The following is a 16,824-nucleotide window of genomic DNA, read 5'->3' on the forward strand; positions in this document are numbered from 1 at the left end:
GCAACTGCACCAAGCTACGTTCTGCCAAAGGAGCGTAGATGATGATTAAGTTAATTTTATGCTTATTCGGCGTGATTTCCCTTAGCAGCAACAATGAGATAAGGCTGCCCGTTATCGTCAAGTTTATCACTACTGCATATGAATCGGAATTGAGTTTTTCGAGCCACGCCAAAGCAATCTTCATAAGAGACACAACCAAAAAAAATGAGAGTTGCATCACCACGCTCCCAAGCTGTGAAAAGGCGCTGATCAAGCATTCGCCTCAGTTTCAGGAAACCGCCTGTGCTCTGCCCGGGCGCTACCGGTCCTTTAGATGTTCCTTCAACATGCTCTGGGTTAAGAAATTTATCTTCAACATCTACAGGATAAAGATCAAACCAAATATCCATATCAACATTCTGCGCAACAGTAGCGCCACTATTCATAAGACTTATCTTAGCTATTGGTTTATAATCAAGTGCTACATCAACAATTTCTATACTAGTTACCAACACATATGCTCTAAGCTGCTTTTCGGCACTATCTCTAGCAATTTCATTAGCCCTCTCAGCTTTGCCGAGTCCCTCTCGTCCTTGTCTAATAGTCCAGATCAAGGCGATAAGGCCGAAAAAACCAAGGGGTATTTGAGCGAAGGATATTACAAGCAGCCACCAAGCCCATTGAGCCATACTCCGTTGAGCATACAAATCCTGCTCGGAGCGATAGTCATCCCTGCCAGCCTTTATTTGTTCTGCTATGCATTGTTCAAGCGTGGGATTAGGTTCAAGGCGGCATTGGGCTACAGCCTGCTCGGTGGCAGTAGTTTCATTCTGACTGTAGCCGTTTTGCTCACTATGATAAGAGGATGATACGCTACCGATGTAGTAAGCAGATACAGGCAGCATAACCATCATTGATACTGCTACAATTAAGGCTGATATGCCTAGAGCTTTAGCTCCGTTACCCCTATTGCTTCCAGACATTGTAATAAAAACACCGCTGTAAATTTACCCCGGCTAATCTTATTCCTGATATTCGGCTCAGAGTCCATAACGCCCACATCTGCCAGCTTTCCAGTAAGCTGCGCATAGGTAATGCCCTGCTTGGCTAATTCGGCTTTCAGCAAACGCTTGGCCTGATCTGACCATTCCTTATCCGTTTTCATATGTCATATCCTGCAATGTGATGATTATCATCATATACGATACAATTATCATTGACAATAGTACATAATGTCATTATAAAAGATGCATAAGCACTACAAATGATGACAATGAAACAGAAACAACACTTTTTACTTTCCGCAAAAGCGCGCACATTGAGCCTCAAGGCTGTTTTCACCATGGGTGAAGACAAGGCATATGAGACGTTCAAGAAGATGCGCTGGCATGAAACCGATGGCGAGGCATATTGCCCCCGCTGCGGCTGCACAGAGACCTATGACATTAGCACTCGCAAGCGTTTCAAGTGTGCCGCCTGTTATCATCAATTCAGCGTTACCAGCGGAACAATGTTTGCATCGCGTAAAATGTCCTACACGGACCTTCTCGCGGCGATTGTGATATTCGTGAACGGCGCAAAGGGTGTTGCAGCCCTTCAACTCTCACGCGACCTAGATTGCCAATACAAGACTGCATTTATCCTTACGCACAAGCTGCGCGAGGCAATGGCGGCTGAACAGGCAGGACGTCAGCTTAATGGTATTGTGGAAATGGATGGCGGTTACTTTGGCGGCTATGTGAAGCCGGAAAACCGCAAAGAAGATCGCAAAGACTTGCGCCTTAAAGCAAACCGTTCTGGCAAACGCGAGTGCGTTGTCATCATGCGTGAGCGTAATGGTAAGTCGCTATCGTTTGTTGTTGCCAATGAAGGTGATGCCGTTCCTTACGTGCGTGACCATGTAGGAACGCTGGCAACCATCTATGCAGATGAAGGCACAGGGTGGGATGCTCTACATGCAGGGTGGGATACAAAGCGTGTCAATCACTCTGTAGCGTTCATGGATGAAGGCGTTTGTACCAATCAGGCAGAAAGCTATTTCTCGCGCTTACGCCGCATGGAAACCGGAACGCACCACCATATTGCGGGGCCTTATCTTGCTCACTATGCAGCCGAGGCTGTATGGCGTGAAGATCATCGCCGTGTTGATAATGGGACACAGGCTGCAATGGTAACGGTTGCGGCTATGCGGTCAGAGGTTAGCAGAAAATGGTCGGGTTATTGGCAGCGGGCGGCTTAAGTAGTTGATGTAGAATCGATATAAAGATTTGAAATATGATATAAAAACTCTTATATTAGCAATATGCCGTATCCATCACTTCGCGTTGCCAATGAGCTATTGAGCCTTCATGGCGATATTAGCCCTATGAAGCTCCAGAAACTGTTGTATTATACAAACGGTTGGTGGTTGGCATTGCGCGGCAAGCCTTTGCTCAATGAGAACCCACAAGTCTGGCGATATGGCCCTGTTTTCAGCATCTTGTATAGCACTTTTTCAAGATTTGGACACGATAACATTGGACAACCAGTGCCTGCTGGCCCCTTCGGTGGTGAGCCACCAGCTTTAGAAGACAATGGCGATGATGTTCGCGCATTTCTTGAGTGGGTTTGGGGTGAGCACGGCACTAAAACAGCTGGGCAGCTTTCAGATGAAACGCACGCAATAGGAACACCTTGGAGACAAATTGCTGAACAGCATAATTTTAGAGTGCCTAGATTTACTGAAATCCCACCACATTTAGACCACGCCTATTTTTCTAGGCTTGCGGAGGCGCGTGGTGTCAATCCAGTTCCCTTGGGGTAAAAAAGATAAATTACGGTTAGACCGAACGCCCACAGGCGAAGAAGAATATGAGGATTGGAACAATCCTCCACGTCTGCGCGGCGAGTGGGATGCTGACGCGGCCCGTACCAGAATTGATAGAATATCAAGAACGCTGGCAATAGCTTGGTCGCTTTTTCTGGCTTGGATAATTTTGGCGCAGGGGTTTAGTAAAGACCATTACATACTATGGCTTCTGCCTGTCTTTGGGGAGTTTCATTTGAAAACTGGTGAGTTCATTGCAGTAGTGACAACTACCACAGCCACTGTCTTCGGCTTCCTGATAATTGTAGCTCGTCACGTCTTCTCAAATGGTAGCGATTAATTAACTACCGCCCACAATATTCCACAATAAATAAAATCCCAACCATTCTCTAGAAACGGCCTCGCCAAACCAGATTCGACTCTTCAGCCCGATTATGGCATTATCCCATGAGGGGTAAGATCATGAAAACACTACTAATCGTAGCTACAGCAATTGTTGGCCTTGTGGGTCCAACCGAGATAAATCCGTGCGGCTCTGGCGCTGCCATGGCGTATGCAAGCGGTTATGCTTGCTGCAAAGTCTGTAAAAAAGGCAAGGCTTGCGGCGATAGCTGCATTGCCCGTGATAAAGAATGTCACAAAGGCAAGGGCTGCGCCTGTAACGGCTAGCGCTTGATAACCCATTCCATGTAATTACCGGGACCGGCTGTTGATACTGCCAGCCCTTTGTCTCGTTTATCCCTCAATGCCACGCCTACGCGCTTTGTCATTAATCGAAGCAACTTGTTATCCATGGCCATGCCGCGCTCTAGGATAAGCTGTGCGGCTATCTCACGGCTAGTGAGCGGCTCTTTAGCCTGTCTGAGTATCGACAGCACTATACGGCTCATTTGGCCGCGTTTGGACCAATCCTCAGGCGGTTTGAACATCTTGGGGCGTATGCTTTCGACTTCCATATCAGGCGCTACTATCCGCAGCGTTCCATCTATATGACCCAAGTCCTTTACAAGCTGGTTTATCCGGTCGTGCAGTCTGGCTATTTCACCTGCTACCTCACCACGCTTCTTTACCAGCCCCGTTACCATGTAATCTGTCATCCCGCTTTATCCCAGATAATGCCGGATAATCCCAGTTTTTCGTTGGTGCAGTTGCTACATAATGCCGGAAGCACTTGAAGTGTCGATGGTTGGGTCAGTAGCTGGCACATTGGAAGAGGGCAGGATGCAGCAGCAGCGCCCTTTCCGTGCGCCGCACCACAGTGCGTCAATGCCCGCGCTGGTGGGGGGCGGGCTCAAGGTAAAGCCGGGTGAGGTTTCGCTGGCGCATATGGGTGTCCTGTTCCTCGACGAATTGCCCGAATTTCAGCGCAGTGTACTTGATTCGCTGCGCCAGCCACTGGAAACCGGGGAAGTCAGTGTGGCGCGGGCCAATGCGCATGTGACATTTCCTGCGCGTGTGCAGATGATTGCTGCGATGAACCCATGCCGCTGCGGGCACCTGGGCGATGCGGCACTGGCCTGTTCGCGTGCGCCCAGATGCGCGGCAGACTATCAGGCGAAAGTATCCGGGCCGCTGCTCGACCGAATCGACCTGCATGTCGAGGTGGAAGCTGTGACAGCACGCGATCTCACCATGCCGCCGTCAGCAGAAGGGTCGGACGAAGTTAGCGCGCGCGTAGCCGTTGCGCGTTCGCTGCAAACACGTCGCTACTCCGATATTGATGCGCGCACCAATGCGGAAATCGATGGCGATGCGCTAGAGGCTTACGCTACCCCTGATGAGGCTGGACAGCAATTATTGGCGCAGGCAGCAGAAGCGATGCACCTATCCGCCCGCAGTTACACGCGCGTCTTGCGTGTAGCACGGACAATAGCCGATCTTGCGGGGGGCAATGCGGTAACCCGTATTCATGTCGCCGAAGCGCTAAGCTATCGGCGGCAGGCACCGCGGGCCTAAGCCCGCTATTCCGCTGCTTCGGTCGTCAGCTCAAGCGAAGGTGCAGGCGGTTTGGCAGGTTTGCTACCTTGCTGCTTGACACCTGTGGCACGCGGCGTTTTTGATGCCGTGCTCTTATGCTTGAATGAACCGTCAATGTGGGCGCCTTGTTCGATGCTGATCGTGTCATAGGCGACGTCACCCGTAATGCGGGCGGAACGCTCTATAACAAGGTCACGCGCATCAATTGAACCTTTGACAAGTCCGGAGAGCTTTGCACTTTGCGCTACGATTGAGCCGTGCACTTCACTGCTTTCACCTTGCACCAGGGATTGGCACTTCACATCGCCTTCAACACGGCCATCAATGTGCAGATCGACTTCAGCAGCGACGTTACCAGTGATAATGACATCTGATCCGATAACGGAAAACGTTGAATTGTTCATTGTGCTGTTGCTGGTCCTTTTAACGGGTGCCGGGGCGGGCGTTGGCGTCGGGATTGGTTCGCTTTCTTGCGATGGCTTGGGTTTTGAGAACATCTCTATTTGCCTCCAAAAATGGGCGAGGGTTAATGGCTTTGCCGTTCAGGCGTACCTCAAAGTGTAAATGCGTTCCGGTCGAGCGGCCTGTGCTGCCCATGCCCCCCAAACGAACGCCTTTATCCACGCGTTGTCCCTGTTTAACTGTGATTGATGACATATGCGCATAGCGTGTCATCATGCCGTTGCCATGGCTTATCTCTACAGTCTTGCCATAACCGGATTTCCAGCCGGCAAAGCTGACCTGACCATTGGCGGCAGCAAGGATAGACTGGCCCCGGCTGCCCTTAAAGTCAATCCCGCTATGCATCGCGCCCTGACGCGTAAACGGATCACTGCGATAACCGAAATTGCTGCTCATCCGGTCCATGTCCGCCGGTTCGCCTGACGGAATTGCGGCCAGCGACCGCTCAAGCGCATCCATACGCATCAGCAGGCTACTAAGTTTTGCAAAGCGCGGATCAATACGTTTGGCGGCCTTGCTATCAAAATAAGGCAGGAAGGGACCACCTTGCGCGCTGGTCTGGCTGGCGGCCATCATATTAGGGCTCAAGCCAAATTTACGGATCGCTTTTTCCGCGGCTGCTGCACGCGCCTCTGCAATGCGCGTCAACTTACCGACAAGCGCAAGCTGACGGGTTTCTATGGCCGCCAGCGTAATCGCCCCCGGGATGAACACACCTATTTTTTCCGCGGTCCTGCTGGCTTCGCTATCATTTTTACCAGTAACATCTTTTTCAGATGCCTCTTCACCAATGACAGTATCGCCCGACTGAGGCTCTGCGTCGTCCAGATAACTGTCTGCAATATTGTCCAGTACGTCCTGGCGTTTCTGTAAATCGGCGGCGATTGCATCCACCGAAGCGCGATAGGATTCGACCTGTTTTTGCGAAGCCGTGATTTCAGCTTTTTTCGCGTCTAGTGCAGCGCTTTCGCGCTTTGTCATGAACTGGTCAATAGCCATGTAGGATGCTGCAACAATGCTCAGTAGCAGGATGAATGAAATCGCGGCCACAATCAGGATTTGTGACCGGGATGATAATTTCAGAAATCTCACGTGTCCGTCGGAACGCATCAAAAATTCGCGATCCGGGAACCATTTTGCCTGACGGGAATGTTTCCCTGCCGGGCGTTTTGCGTTGTTCACGACCCTATAACCTTCTTTTGTTGGACCGGCATTTAGAGGTTAGAGGTTAATTTTACGAATCGATGGCCGGTGACTCGTGACGAGTCGAGTTAGCCATGCGGTGAAATGTTATTTTCTTGTAAAACCCGCAGTTTTATGCGGGTTTCGAATCTGTTAGATGATGCTTCGCGAGAGTTGGAATCGCGCTGTTTTCTGCCGATTCGCATGCAAAATGACATGAATTTGCATCTTTAATGACGTGCTGAACTGCTCTAGACACAGCGATATGGAGCAGGATTCATCATCTAAAATGACTGGCAATTCCCCGAATGACATAGTGGAAGATATGGCCATTGCCGGACGCCGTGCCGCTCGCCGTCTGGCTGCTGCAAGCGGGGCGGATAAAGCGGGGGCGTTGCAGGCGATTGCGCGGTCTGTGCGCGACTTCTGCGATGAAATTTGCGCGGCCAATGCAAAAGACATGGATACGGGGCAGCAGAAGGGACTGGGCGCTGCGATGCTGGAGCGGCTTAGCCTGGATGCGGAAAGAGTTATGGCAATGGCGGACGCGGCAGATGCCGTGGCTGGGCTGCCCGATCCGGTGGGGGAGAGCATAAGTCGGCATAGTCAGCCCAATGGCCTGGAATTTGAACGTGTCCGCATTCCTATCGGCCTGATCGGCATCATTTACGAAAGCCGCCCCAATGTGACTGTGGATGCGGCGGCGCTCTGCCTGCGTTCGGGCAATGCCGTGATATTGCGCGGTGGCAGCGAGGCCGTCCACAGCAACCGTGCTATTCATAAAGCGATTCTGGACGGACTTGCCGACGTGGGTCTGCCTGCGGAATCGGTGCAGTTAATGCCTGATCAGGACAGGGCGTTGGTGGGTGCGATGCTGGGCGGGGCAAAAGGCCGGATTGACCTGATAATCCCGCGCGGCGGCAAATCGCTTGTGAAACGTGTGCAGGAGGAAGCGCGTGTACCTGTACTCGCGCATCTGGATGGTATCTGTCACACTTATATTGACCGCCATGCCAACCGTGAAAAGGCAGAAGCGATCGCGGTCAACGCGAAAATGCGGCGTACCGGGATATGCGGTGCGATGGAAACGCTGCTGATTGATCAGGATTACGCTGCGCCAGGGCCATTGCTGCGCGCGTTGATTGAGGCGGGCTGTGCGATCCGCGGCGATGATGCCGTGCTCGAACTCGAACCACGTGCGACAAGCGCCTATGCGGCGGACTGGGACACCGAATATCTGGCGCCTATAGTGTCAGTGGCGCTCGTTCAGGGGTTGGACGGAGCGCTGGCGCATATCGCCCGGCACAGCTCCGGCCATACCGATGTGATTGTTACTGAAGATCATGCCAATGCCGAACGTTTTCTGCAGGAAACCGATAGCGCGATTGTCATGCACAATGCGTCGAGTCAGTTTGCTGATGGCGGCGAATTCGGCCTGGGCGCAGAAATCGGCATTGCCACAGGCCGTCTGCATGCGCGCGGGCCTGTCGCGCTAGAGGGGCTTACCACTTACAAATGGCGGGTGCGTGGTGATGGGCAGGTGCGGCCCTGACACATATAGGCAAAACCACAGGATTGCTGGGCGGCAGCTTCAATCCCGCGCATGGCGGACACCGCGATATCAGCCTGTTCACTTGCGATGCGCTGGATCTTGATGAGCTATGGTGGCTGGTAAGCCCGGGTAACCCGCTCAAAGACAAGGCGCGCGACATGGCACCGCTCAAAGCGCGACTCGCATCGGCGCAGAAAATGTCGCGACGCTCGCGGATCAGGGCCACTGCCATCGAAAGTGAACTGGGCACACGTTATACCATCGATACATTGAGGGAGCTCAAGAAGCGTTACCCCGACCGGCAGTTTGTTTGGATCATGGGGGCGGATAATCTGGCGATTTTCCACAAATGGCGCGCCTGGCGCGATATTTCGCGGGAAATGCCGATCGTAGTGATTGCACGGCCCGGCTATAATGAATCTGCGCTGATGGCCCCGGCCATGGCCTGGCTCAGGCGGTATATGCGCCCTGCACGCGAGGTGCGGCAATGGGCCGAATGGTCGTTGCCTGCCATCACCATATTACGCTTTCGTGCCGACTCCAGGTCCGCCACGGCCATTCGCCGTGCCAACCCGGAATGGTACAGCGAATATGCAGACAGGCTTGTCCGTGATGATGTAACAAGGTCACTATTGTGAAGTTTTTTCGGTCAATACGGCCAAAGGGCATGATGGGGGTTTAGCAAAAGACGTTTTCTCGCTATCATGCTATCCAGGATTAAATTTTAAGGAACTACATTGTCCGACCCTTCGTCCCATAACGACACCGAAAATTCCGACAACATTCCCTCTACGCCGAATGACGCCCTGCACAAATTGGTCATGCAATCGCTTGACGATGATCAGGCGCAGGAAGTCATTTCCGTGCCGCTCGCGGGCAAGACCAGTATTGCGGATTATATGGTGATCGCATCGGGCCGTTCGTCGCGGCAGGTGGCATCTATTGCCCAGAAATTGGCGGAGCGTGTCAAGAAAGCGGGTGGCACGGCGCGCATTGAAGGCCTGCCCAATGCCGACTGGGTGCTCATAGACACGGGTGATGTGCTGGTACATCTATTCCGGCCCGAAGTGCGCAGTTTCTATAATATCGAACGCATGTGGGCATTTGGTGATGAAGTTCCCGCCGAAGGTGCGGAAGCCACCGAAGCGGCTGGAGCATAGTCCTGTGCCGCTCGCATAGGCCTTTGATAACCGGAATATGCGTCTTCATATCATAGCACGGGGCAAGATAGGCCGCTCGGCAGAGGCGGAACTTGTCGAGCGCTATATGAAGCGGATCAGCTGGCCCACACATATAACTGAACTTCCCGACAGGGGTGGGAAACTACCCGAATTACCATCACATGCGCGGCGCGTCGTGCTGGATGAAAAGGGCAAGCAGCTTACTTCCATGCAATTTGCGGACATATTGCGCGACTGGCGCGATGATGGCGTACGAGAGACCGCTTTCATGATCGGCGCAGCAGATGGTTTTGACAATGAAGTGCGGCAGGGTGCGGACCTGCTGATCGCCTATGGCAAGGCGACATGGCCACACATGATAGCGCGGGCAATGTTGGCGGAGCAGTTATGGCGCGCAACCAGCATTATTGCCGGGCATCCATATCATAGGGAAGGGTGAGAGATGCGGGACGGCTATATCGGCCTGACGCTGCTGGCTGCTATTTTGGGCCTGGCTTTCATCGGCGGTCAGGCGCTGTGGTCACAGCCTGTTTTCACTGAACAGCTGGGCGGTGACCAGCGCGCGGCACTGGAACGGGCGAAAAAACAGGCCGTGGATGCCCGAAAACTGGGTGACCAGCTGGAACAACAGGCGGAGGCGACCAACGAGTCTGCGGACAGGCTGGGTGCGCAGGTTTTGACGATGGCAGCCCGTATCCAGGAAGCGGAAGCGAACATCAGCGTTGCTGAAGCCAATATTGGCATTGTTGCCCAGCTACAGCGTGAACAGCGTGCCCGGCTTGCGGAGCGACAAAAACCGCTGGTCGAATTGACTGCTGCCCTGCAAAACCTTGCGCGCCGACCCACTACGCTCAGCCTGGTGCAGCCCGGGTCTATCCGCGACATGGCACGAGTGCGAGGGTTGCTGGCATCGATCACCCCGCTGCTGAGAGAACGTACAGCGGACCTGCGCACGGAAATTGATCACGGCAAGCGGTTAAGGCTACAGGCGGAAGATGCCGCAGGGTTGCTGCGCAACCGGCGCGGCGAACTGGATAGTCGGCGCGAGGAGCTGAAGCGGCTGGAGGGGCAACGCCGTGTAGAATCGCGTCAGCTTGCAAGTAATGCCGGCCTGCAGCGGGATCGTGCGCTGGCCATGGCCGAACAGGCCCGTGACATTACCGACCTGGTGAACAGGATAGACGTGGCGGGTGAAGTGCGCGAATCGCTCAGCCTGCTGGATGGGCCGGTATTGCGGCCTGCGCGCCCGGGAGAAGCGCGCGTCCTGCGTCGTGACACACGGGCGGATGATACGCGAGGCCGTTTCTCTTACCGGCTTCCCGTGATTGGTAATATCGTGACAGGCGTTGGCGAAATGTCCGATGGCGGGGTACGTTCGCGTGGCCTCACCATTTCCACACAGCCATATGCGCAGGTCGTGGCACCTGCGCCGGGACGCATCGCCTATGCCGGGCCGTATGAGGGCTATAATAACATCCTTATTATTGAACATGAAACGGGATGGACCAGCCTTTTGACAGGCTTGGAAAGCATATCCGCCAAGGTAGGCAGCCAGGTGGAACAAGGCGCACCTATCGGACGTATGGGTAGGACGCAGCGCGCAATATCGGTAGAATTGCACCGCGGCGGGCAGGCAGTTGATATTGTCCAGCTCATCGCTGGATAGAGGGGCTATCAGTTTCCCGCTCAGCCCCTGTTCAGCGACGTTCGTCGATAATGATCGCCTGCAAATGGTAAAGGCCCTTGGCAAAAGCCTGTTTTGCAGCTTTAATGCGTTTAATATGCGGGACTTTGGCGCCTATGCGTGAAGACCTCACAAAAAGGATTAAAGGCCATGATTAAAAGCAACTTTCTCCGTGCCACGGCATTGGTGACAGCGGTCGCCCTGCTACCGCTCACCACGGCGGGATTATCCGCGGTTGATGCCAATAACCAGCGGCAGATAGGCAATTTTATTGCAGTTTATCAGCAGGTACGTGCAAATTATGTTGAGAAAGTCGATGATGAAACGCTGATGAAAGGCGCGATTGACGGCATGCTGGCCAGCCTTGATCCGCATAGCAGTTTCCTAGATGCGCGTGATTTTGAGAATTTGCGCACTCAGACAGACGGCGCCTATGGCGGCCTTGGCCTGTCAGTTACGATGGAAGATGGCGCGGTCAAGGTGATTGCGCCGATCAAGGATACCCCGGCGGAACGCGCGGGTATGAAAGCGGGTGATTATATCACGCACCTTGATGGCAAGCTCATCTATGGCGGGACCCTGGATGATGCAGTTGATTCTATGCGGGGGCGGCCCGATACGGATATCCGCATCACAGTGGTGCGGCCAGGGCGCGACAAACCGTTTGACCTCACCATTACACGCGCGATTATCGATCTGAAGCCTGTGGCCTGGGAAGTCGAAGGTGATGTGGGCGTTATATCCATTGCGTCCTTCACCGCCGAGGTTGGCGATGATGTGCGCAGCGCGATACGTGATATTGAAAAGTCACTGGGCCGTGCACCGTCGGGATATGTGCTTGATCTTCGTTCCAACCCTGGCGGTCTTTTGGAAGAGGCGATCAGTGTCAGTGACGTATTCCTGGAAAAAGGGGAGATTGTCTCACAGCGCGGTCGACAGAAAGGTGACAATGAACGCTATTTTGCACGGCCGGGTGACGATACGAATGGCCTACCGGTCATTGTCCTGATCGATGCGGGCTCTGCTTCGGCTTCAGAAATTGTTGCAGGCGCGTTGCAGGAACACCACCGCGCGCTTGTTATGGGCGAACGCAGTTTTGGCAAGGGATCAGTGCAGACACTGCTGCCACTGTCGCGCACGACCGCGCTGAAGCTGACCACGGCACGTTACTATACGCCAAATGGCCGTTCGGTGCAGGAAGGCGGGATTGAACCCGATATTCAGGTGCCGCAGCTGTCCGATCCGGATTACAAGACCCGTCCGCGTTACCGGGAGTCCGACCTGCGCGGCCATCTCATCAACGAAGCCGGTATTGAGGACAAGGTATTGGAAGAGGATGGCAAGGATGACCCACGTTTTTCAGCCAGTATCGAGGACCTGGAGGCGAAAGGCATAGAAGATTTCCAGCTGCACTATGCGCTGGAAACAATCAGCCGGACAACACAGGCCAGCGCGCGGCTCGCCGCGACATCGGCCAAAACGAAATCCAAGCGTAACTGATGGCGCAGGCTATAGGCGGCGCGCGGCTTCTGGCACGCAATCTGGCCTTCTGGCTGGCATTGCTGGTGCCTGCCGGATTGCTGGGCGGGGCATTATTCAGTCAATATGCGATGGGACTTTATCCATGCGAAATGTGCTATTGGCAGCGCTGGCCGCACTGGGCCGCATTGCTTTTTGGCGTGCTGGGTTTTGCCGCTCGCAAGGAAAGCTGGTCAGATATCCTCATCATATTGGCGGCCATTGCCATTGCGATCAGCGGTTTGATTGGTGGTTTTCATGCGGGCGTTGAATATGGCTGGTGGGAAGGCATTACTGGCTGCGCCAATAATGTGGCTCCCGCAAATAGCGCAGAGGGCATGCTGGCCAATATCACCAATGCACCGCTGATACGCTGTGACGTACCGCAATGGACTTTATGGGGTATCTCGCTGGCCGGGTTCAACTTCCTCTTGTCACTGGGCGGGGCGCTCACCATCTGGATGTTGATCCGTTTTGCGCGGGTCAAGCCGCCCTCCACACTAAGGTAACGCTCATGAACGACACAGCCGCAGACGAAACAGACCGTGCATCAATGATCCGCGTCGACCAGGCGGGTGAATATGGTGCGAAGCGCATTTATGCGGGTCAGCTTGCCGTAATGGGCGATTCAGCGCCCGGTGCGGATGTTGTGGCGCATATGGCAGAACAGGAAGAGCGGCATCTGGCCTTTTTTAACAAACTGGCCGTAGAACGCGGCGTCCGGCCGACCGCATTGCAGCCTTTCTGGGGTGTGGCTGGGTATGCGCTGGGCGCGGCAACGGCGCTGATGGGGCCGAAGGCCGCGATGGCCTGTACTGCGGCGGTTGAGACCGAAATTGACAAACATTATTCAGAGCAGCTCGAAGAACTGGGCGACAGCGATCCGGAGTTAAGCGACGCGATCGCCGAATTCCAGGCTGAAGAACAGGAGCATAAAGAGCAGGCGCTGGCGCACGGTGCGGAAGATACGCCTGGCTATCCGGTGATGAGCGCTGCCATTCGCCTTGGCTGCCGCGCCGCCATTTCGCTCGCTAAGCGTATATAAGATATTTGCATGTTTCAGCATGTGTTCACATCACACCATGCAAATGCATTTGGAGTTTGGAGACAACATATATGAAATTTCTCGCTTCGATACCGGCCATTATGGTTTTTTCGGCTTTTGCAGTGACGCCAGCGCAGGCGCAGGAACAGCTGCCTCCCGCGGATGCCGAAAATTATCGCGTCAATACATTGATGATCTTTGAAGGTGAGGAATGCCCACCCAGCACGGACGAGGAAATCGTTATCTGCGGAGTGGTTGACCGGTACCGTATCCCCAAGGTGCTGCGTGAGGACCCGAATGATCCTGTGAATCAGTCATGGTCGCAAAAGGTCAAATCATTCCAGTATGTTGGTGCAACGGGTACGGAAAGTTGTTCGCCCGTTGGCGCAGGTGGTTTCACTGGCTGTACAACCCAGCTTATCAACCGTGCCTATAAAGAACGGGAACAGGCACCGGAAAAACGTTATGGTCAGCTGATTGAAGAAGCCCGCGGTGAGCGTTTGTCGCGGATAGACGAGGAAGCCGCCGAAGTTCAGGCGCGCCGTGAAGCGATTGAGGCCGAATTGGAAGCGCGCGAACGCGCCGCCGCTGAAGCTGCTGAAAATGCAGCGGCAGAAGAAGCTGTCGAGGCGGAAGGCGAACTGCCCAATCCCGAATGATAGTCTGGCTGCGGGCTTGATTCAGCCCTTGCTATCCAGCCATGCCATGACCTGCGTTTCCAGCACGTCCAGAGGTACTGCGCCTTGGCCCAGTACCGTGTCATGGAATTCACGGATGTCAAACGCATCGCCCAGCCGTTCTTCGGAGAGCTTGCGCAGTTCGCGGATTTTGAGCTCCCCAATCTTGTACGCCAGCGCTTGTCCTGGCCAGCTGATGTAACGGTTGACTTCGGCTTCGACATTCGCCTCGGTCAGCGCAGTGTTGTCGAGCATATAATCGATGGCCTGTTTCTTGCTCCAGCCTTTGCTGTGGATACCGGTGTCGACTACCAAACGGCAGGCACGCCACATTTCATAGGATAAGCGCCCCATATCGTTTGCGGGCGTATCATACAGGCCCATTTCTATGCCGAGCCGTTCCGAATAAAGCCCCCAGCCTTCGACAAAGGCCGTGAAAAATGCGCCATGCTTGCGGAAATCAGGCATATCGAGTTCCTGTTGCAGCGCAATCTGGTGATGGTGTCCGGGAACGCCCTCATGCACGCTAAGTGCCGGGACTTCCCAGAAGGGACGCTGGTCGAGCTTCGACGTATTGACATAATAAAACCCGGCAATGCCGACATCGGGTGAACCGGGATTATAATAGGCGGTGGTGGTGCCTTCGGCGATCTCCGCCGGAATTTCCTTTAGGCCGTAAGGCAGACGCGCAAGCTTGCCGAACAGGCTAGGCATTTTGCCATCGATAATTTTGGTGACACGCGCCACTTTTTCCATCAATTCTTCGGGCGTCTTGGCATAATATTTGGGATTGGTGCGCAGATCCGCGATAAAAGCCTCACGGGTATCAAAGCCCGCTTTCTTGGCGACTTTGACCATATCGGCGCGGATACGGGCAACTTCGCTCAAACCGATATTATGGATATCATCGGCGCTCAGCTTCGTCGTTGTCATCTGCCTGACGCGGAAATCATAATATTTGTCGCCGCCCGGCTGTGCAGACACACCCGGCTGTACCGCGCAATTGGGTTTATAATCGCGCATGTACCAGTCATAATGCTGCTGTAGTGCAGGGTTGATAACCGAAGTTATGGTTTGTGCCGCTTTTGCTGCAAGCACATCAAATTCCGCCTGCGAAACAATCGAAGGCTTGGCGCGGGTAAAGGGCTCATAAAAACGCGACTTGGCGGGATCATCGACAATCAGACCGGAAATGCTACTTTCATATCCATCAATCGCGTCGCAGGGCAGGGTATAACCGCCCTTGATGGCGGTATTTGCGACTGCAATCGACTCCGCGTTGACGCGGTCATATTGCTTTAGTCGCGTGACATAGCTTTCATAATCCGCCGCATTGCGAAAGGGCAGGTTGTTGGCCATGCTGGCAAAGCCGGAATGCCATCCGCTGCGGTTGGTGAAGTTGATGGCACGCTGGCCATATGTATCGGCTTCTACGGCTTCTTCGAGCGAGCGGCGCAATATGCCGTAATTGACGCGGTCATTGGCATCAAGGGAGTCAGTGGGGATGGCTTTCACTCGGGCCAGAAACGCCGCATTGGCCTCGGCTTGCCGCGCCGCGCTTTCCAGTGTGGCGGACGCGACTTTGTCGGCGTAATCATCAATGCCCAGCGAGCTTGCAAAAACAGGGCTTTCCTTCAGCACATAGGCCCAATAGTCGTCGATGACATTTTGCAGGTCTTCGGCCTGCCGTGCCGCAGCGGGGCTTGCTCCTGCCAACGCGGCAGCCACAACAACCGTTCCCAGTCCCAGAAATTGCTTGCGCATCACCTATCCTCTTCGCATTACTTATATGTGCATGTTTGCGCACTGGGGGATAACGGATGGGGGACAAAATGACCAGTAAAACTGTTGCGATAAAGAGCAGGCCTAAATCCTTAAAACCCGATCTTCTGGAAAAAATTCTGGGTGCTTTATCGCTTATTCTCTTAGCGGCAGCTTTGGTCTCCCTGTTCAAGGGGCGCTCTGAATGGCACATACTGCCTTGGCAAGTCTGGTTGCATTTATCGACGATACTCACCGCTTTGATCACCACTCCTTTTATGATGTGGCGTAAACGCGGAGATAAAATGCATCGTTGGATGGGCTGGATATGGTCCATTGCCATGTTAGTGACTGCGCTGGTCAGTTTTGACATTCGCATGATTGCCCGCGGCAATTTCAGCTATATTCACTTGCTGTCTTTATTGACTGTCGTGGTTGTGCCCTTGCTGGTTTTATCTGCGCGGCGGCACAATGTGATTGCGCACCGTAAACATGTACGCGGTATTATTATCGGTGCCTTGCTGGTTGCCGGATTTTTTACTTTCCCGTTTAATCGCATCATGGGGCAATGGTTATTTGGATAAAACCCACGATCGAATTCAATATGTCATGTATTGTGGCTATGCCGTTATAATAACACAGAGACAGCGCCTGTTGCGGCAGGTGTTGACGGTATTGCGCCGCTATTAATGCACCAGTATTGAACTGATTTTCAGGCCAGCGCTAAAGTGATTTTCAGGTAAGCGCTGGAGTAAGTAATTTTGCCCTGAGGTTTTGGCATTCTTGCTGTGCGATCGTATGAACGGTGAGCGGCAAGATGCCGCTGCCGCCTGCTACGCCTATGACAATGTCGGCATTGCCCAACGCGCGCGCAAGGAAGCTCTGACTGATATCGACCGACTGCACCTTGCGGATGGGCAGGATGGTACATTTCTGCCGCCAGAAACCCTCACGCACGAAAAGCTGATTGTCCGACAGCACATATTTGTGATGGTTCTGT

The 16,824-nt window shown here is 53.7% G+C and carries 20 protein-coding genes and 1 pseudogene; 14 read left to right on the forward strand and 7 right to left on the reverse strand.

Annotation, left to right across the window (positions count from 1 at the left end):
* Positions 1-62: 62 nt before the first annotated feature.
* Positions 63-893, reverse strand: a complete 831-nt coding sequence (locus tag G6Q15_RS11330) for a hypothetical protein (protein ID WP_205518160.1) — start codon at positions 891-893, stop codon at positions 63-65.
* A 29-nt stretch (positions 894-922) separates the two neighbouring features.
* Positions 923-1,144 carry a DUF6471 domain-containing protein gene (locus G6Q15_RS11335; RefSeq protein ID WP_164118875.1) on the reverse strand — a complete coding sequence of 74 codons (222 nt, stop codon included), beginning with the start codon at positions 1,142-1,144 and terminating at the stop codon, positions 923-925.
* Between the two features lie 108 nt (positions 1,145-1,252).
* Here G6Q15_RS11335 and G6Q15_RS11340 point away from each other — a divergent pair, with 108 nt between their 5' ends.
* From G6Q15_RS11340 to G6Q15_RS11350, 3 genes are all read left to right on the forward strand, one after another.
* Positions 1,253-2,218 (forward strand): IS1595 family transposase, encoded by a 966-nt coding sequence (locus tag G6Q15_RS11340; protein WP_164118877.1) that lies wholly within the window; start codon positions 1,253-1,255, stop codon positions 2,216-2,218.
* 63 nt (positions 2,219-2,281) lie between these two features.
* Positions 2,282-2,782 carry a type II toxin-antitoxin system antitoxin SocA domain-containing protein gene (locus G6Q15_RS11345; protein WP_164118879.1) on the forward strand — a complete coding sequence of 167 codons (501 nt, stop codon included), beginning with the start codon at positions 2,282-2,284 and terminating at the stop codon, positions 2,780-2,782.
* Positions 2,757-3,125: a hypothetical protein gene (locus G6Q15_RS11350; protein WP_164118880.1), complete on the forward strand. Its 369-nt coding sequence runs from the start codon at positions 2,757-2,759 to the stop codon at positions 3,123-3,125. Before G6Q15_RS11345 ends, G6Q15_RS11350 begins: the two co-directional genes overlap by 26 nt.
* 325 nt (positions 3,126-3,450) lie before the next feature.
* Here the strand turns inward: G6Q15_RS11350 and G6Q15_RS11355 are convergent, their stop codons facing one another.
* A complete protein-coding gene (locus G6Q15_RS11355) occupies positions 3,451-3,882 on the reverse strand; it encodes a hypothetical protein (protein ID WP_164118882.1) in 432 nt (143 codons plus the stop codon).
* Between the two features lie 58 nt (positions 3,883-3,940).
* Between G6Q15_RS11355 and G6Q15_RS11360 the strand changes: the two are divergent.
* A pseudogene (locus G6Q15_RS11360) lies at positions 3,941-4,741 on the forward strand (ATP-binding protein); the annotation flags it as partial.
* Between the two features lie 5 nt (positions 4,742-4,746).
* Here G6Q15_RS11360 and G6Q15_RS11365 read toward each other — a convergent pair.
* The gene (locus G6Q15_RS11365; RefSeq protein WP_240330867.1) at positions 4,747-5,166 is read right to left on the reverse strand and encodes a polymer-forming cytoskeletal protein; all 420 of its coding nucleotides are present in this window, start codon (positions 5,164-5,166) and stop codon (positions 4,747-4,749) included.
* Positions 5,167-5,185: 19 nt separating this feature from the next.
* A complete protein-coding gene (locus G6Q15_RS11370) occupies positions 5,186-6,406 on the reverse strand; it encodes a peptidoglycan DD-metalloendopeptidase family protein (RefSeq protein ID WP_275897600.1) in 1,221 nt (406 codons plus the stop codon).
* A 289-nt stretch (positions 6,407-6,695) separates the two neighbouring features.
* Here G6Q15_RS11370 and G6Q15_RS11375 point away from each other — a divergent pair, with 289 nt between their 5' ends.
* From G6Q15_RS11375 to G6Q15_RS11415, 9 genes are all read left to right on the forward strand, one after another.
* Positions 6,696-7,958, forward strand: a complete 1,263-nt coding sequence (locus tag G6Q15_RS11375) for a glutamate-5-semialdehyde dehydrogenase (protein WP_240330868.1) — start codon at positions 6,696-6,698, stop codon at positions 7,956-7,958.
* 5 nt (positions 7,959-7,963) lie between these two features.
* Positions 7,964-8,596, forward strand: coding sequence for a nicotinate-nucleotide adenylyltransferase (locus G6Q15_RS11380; protein WP_164118907.1), 633 nt, complete (start codon positions 7,964-7,966; stop codon positions 8,594-8,596).
* A 183-nt stretch (positions 8,597-8,779) separates the two neighbouring features.
* A complete protein-coding gene (rsfS, locus tag G6Q15_RS11385) occupies positions 8,780-9,118 on the forward strand; it encodes a ribosome silencing factor (protein WP_164118909.1) in 339 nt (112 codons plus the stop codon).
* A gap of 37 nt (positions 9,119-9,155) precedes the next feature.
* Positions 9,156-9,578 carry a 23S rRNA (pseudouridine(1915)-N(3))-methyltransferase RlmH gene (locus G6Q15_RS11390; RefSeq protein WP_164118888.1) on the forward strand — a complete coding sequence of 141 codons (423 nt, stop codon included), beginning with the start codon at positions 9,156-9,158 and terminating at the stop codon, positions 9,576-9,578.
* A gap of 3 nt (positions 9,579-9,581) precedes the next feature.
* The gene (locus G6Q15_RS11395; protein ID WP_164118890.1) at positions 9,582-10,805 is read left to right on the forward strand and encodes a peptidoglycan DD-metalloendopeptidase family protein; all 1,224 of its coding nucleotides are present in this window, start codon (positions 9,582-9,584) and stop codon (positions 10,803-10,805) included.
* 171 nt (positions 10,806-10,976) lie between these two features.
* Positions 10,977-12,323 carry a S41 family peptidase gene (locus G6Q15_RS11400; RefSeq protein ID WP_164118911.1) on the forward strand — a complete coding sequence of 449 codons (1,347 nt, stop codon included), beginning with the start codon at positions 10,977-10,979 and terminating at the stop codon, positions 12,321-12,323.
* A complete protein-coding gene (locus G6Q15_RS11405) occupies positions 12,323-12,850 on the forward strand; it encodes a disulfide bond formation protein B (RefSeq protein ID WP_164118892.1) in 528 nt (175 codons plus the stop codon). The genes G6Q15_RS11400 and G6Q15_RS11405 overlap by 1 nt, the downstream gene beginning before the upstream one ends.
* Before the next feature lie 5 nt (positions 12,851-12,855).
* Positions 12,856-13,386, forward strand: coding sequence for a demethoxyubiquinone hydroxylase family protein (locus G6Q15_RS11410; protein WP_240330870.1), 531 nt, complete (start codon positions 12,856-12,858; stop codon positions 13,384-13,386).
* Between the two features lie 71 nt (positions 13,387-13,457).
* The gene (locus G6Q15_RS11415; protein ID WP_164118894.1) at positions 13,458-14,045 is read left to right on the forward strand and encodes a hypothetical protein; all 588 of its coding nucleotides are present in this window, start codon (positions 13,458-13,460) and stop codon (positions 14,043-14,045) included.
* A 21-nt stretch (positions 14,046-14,066) separates the two neighbouring features.
* On the opposite strand, the gene G6Q15_RS11420 is transcribed toward G6Q15_RS11415, so the two are convergent.
* Positions 14,067-15,827 carry a DUF885 domain-containing protein gene (locus tag G6Q15_RS11420; protein WP_164118896.1) on the reverse strand — a complete coding sequence of 587 codons (1,761 nt, stop codon included), beginning with the start codon at positions 15,825-15,827 and terminating at the stop codon, positions 14,067-14,069.
* Between the two features lie 56 nt (positions 15,828-15,883).
* Here G6Q15_RS11420 and G6Q15_RS11425 point away from each other — a divergent pair, with 56 nt between their 5' ends.
* On the forward strand, positions 15,884-16,408 hold the full coding sequence (locus tag G6Q15_RS11425) for a hypothetical protein (RefSeq protein WP_240330871.1): 525 nt from the start codon (positions 15,884-15,886) through the stop codon (positions 16,406-16,408).
* 151 nt (positions 16,409-16,559) lie between these two features.
* Here the strand turns inward: G6Q15_RS11425 and G6Q15_RS11430 are convergent.
* Positions 16,560-16,824: PH domain-containing protein (locus G6Q15_RS11430; RefSeq protein ID WP_164118898.1), on the reverse strand; the 265-nt coding region annotated here is incomplete at its 5' end.

Source organism: Sphingorhabdus sp. Alg239-R122 (assembly GCF_900537065.1).
Classification (GTDB): domain Bacteria; phylum Pseudomonadota; class Alphaproteobacteria; order Sphingomonadales; family Sphingomonadaceae; genus Alg239-R122.

Coding starts and splice junctions, on each gene's coding strand:
- G6Q15_RS11330 (WP_205518160.1), bottom strand. CDS start 893: ATGATGGTTATGCTGCCTGTATCTGCTTACTACATCGGTAGCGTATCA.
- G6Q15_RS11335 (WP_164118875.1), bottom strand. CDS start 1,144: ATGAAAACGGATAAGGAATGGTCAGATCAGGCCAAGCGTTTGCTGAAA.
- G6Q15_RS11340 (WP_164118877.1), top strand. CDS start 1,253: ATGAAACAGAAACAACACTTTTTACTTTCCGCAAAAGCGCGCACATTG.
- G6Q15_RS11345 (WP_164118879.1), top strand. CDS start 2,282: ATGCCGTATCCATCACTTCGCGTTGCCAATGAGCTATTGAGCCTTCAT.
- G6Q15_RS11355 (WP_164118882.1), bottom strand. CDS start 3,882: ATGACAGATTACATGGTAACGGGGCTGGTAAAGAAGCGTGGTGAGGTA.
- G6Q15_RS11365 (WP_240330867.1), bottom strand. CDS start 5,166: ATGAACAATTCAACGTTTTCCGTTATCGGATCAGATGTCATTATCACT.
- G6Q15_RS11375 (WP_240330868.1), top strand. CDS start 6,696: ATGACTGGCAATTCCCCGAATGACATAGTGGAAGATATGGCCATTGCC.
- rsfS (WP_164118909.1), top strand. CDS start 8,780: ATGCAATCGCTTGACGATGATCAGGCGCAGGAAGTCATTTCCGTGCCG.
- G6Q15_RS11390 (WP_164118888.1), top strand. CDS start 9,156: ATGCGTCTTCATATCATAGCACGGGGCAAGATAGGCCGCTCGGCAGAG.
- G6Q15_RS11395 (WP_164118890.1), top strand. CDS start 9,582: ATGCGGGACGGCTATATCGGCCTGACGCTGCTGGCTGCTATTTTGGGC.
- G6Q15_RS11405 (WP_164118892.1), top strand. CDS start 12,323: ATGGCGCAGGCTATAGGCGGCGCGCGGCTTCTGGCACGCAATCTGGCC.
- G6Q15_RS11410 (WP_240330870.1), top strand. CDS start 12,856: ATGAACGACACAGCCGCAGACGAAACAGACCGTGCATCAATGATCCGC.
- G6Q15_RS11415 (WP_164118894.1), top strand. CDS start 13,458: ATGAAATTTCTCGCTTCGATACCGGCCATTATGGTTTTTTCGGCTTTT.
- G6Q15_RS11420 (WP_164118896.1), bottom strand. CDS start 15,827: ATGCGCAAGCAATTTCTGGGACTGGGAACGGTTGTTGTGGCTGCCGCG.
- G6Q15_RS11425 (WP_240330871.1), top strand. CDS start 15,884: ATGGGGGACAAAATGACCAGTAAAACTGTTGCGATAAAGAGCAGGCCT.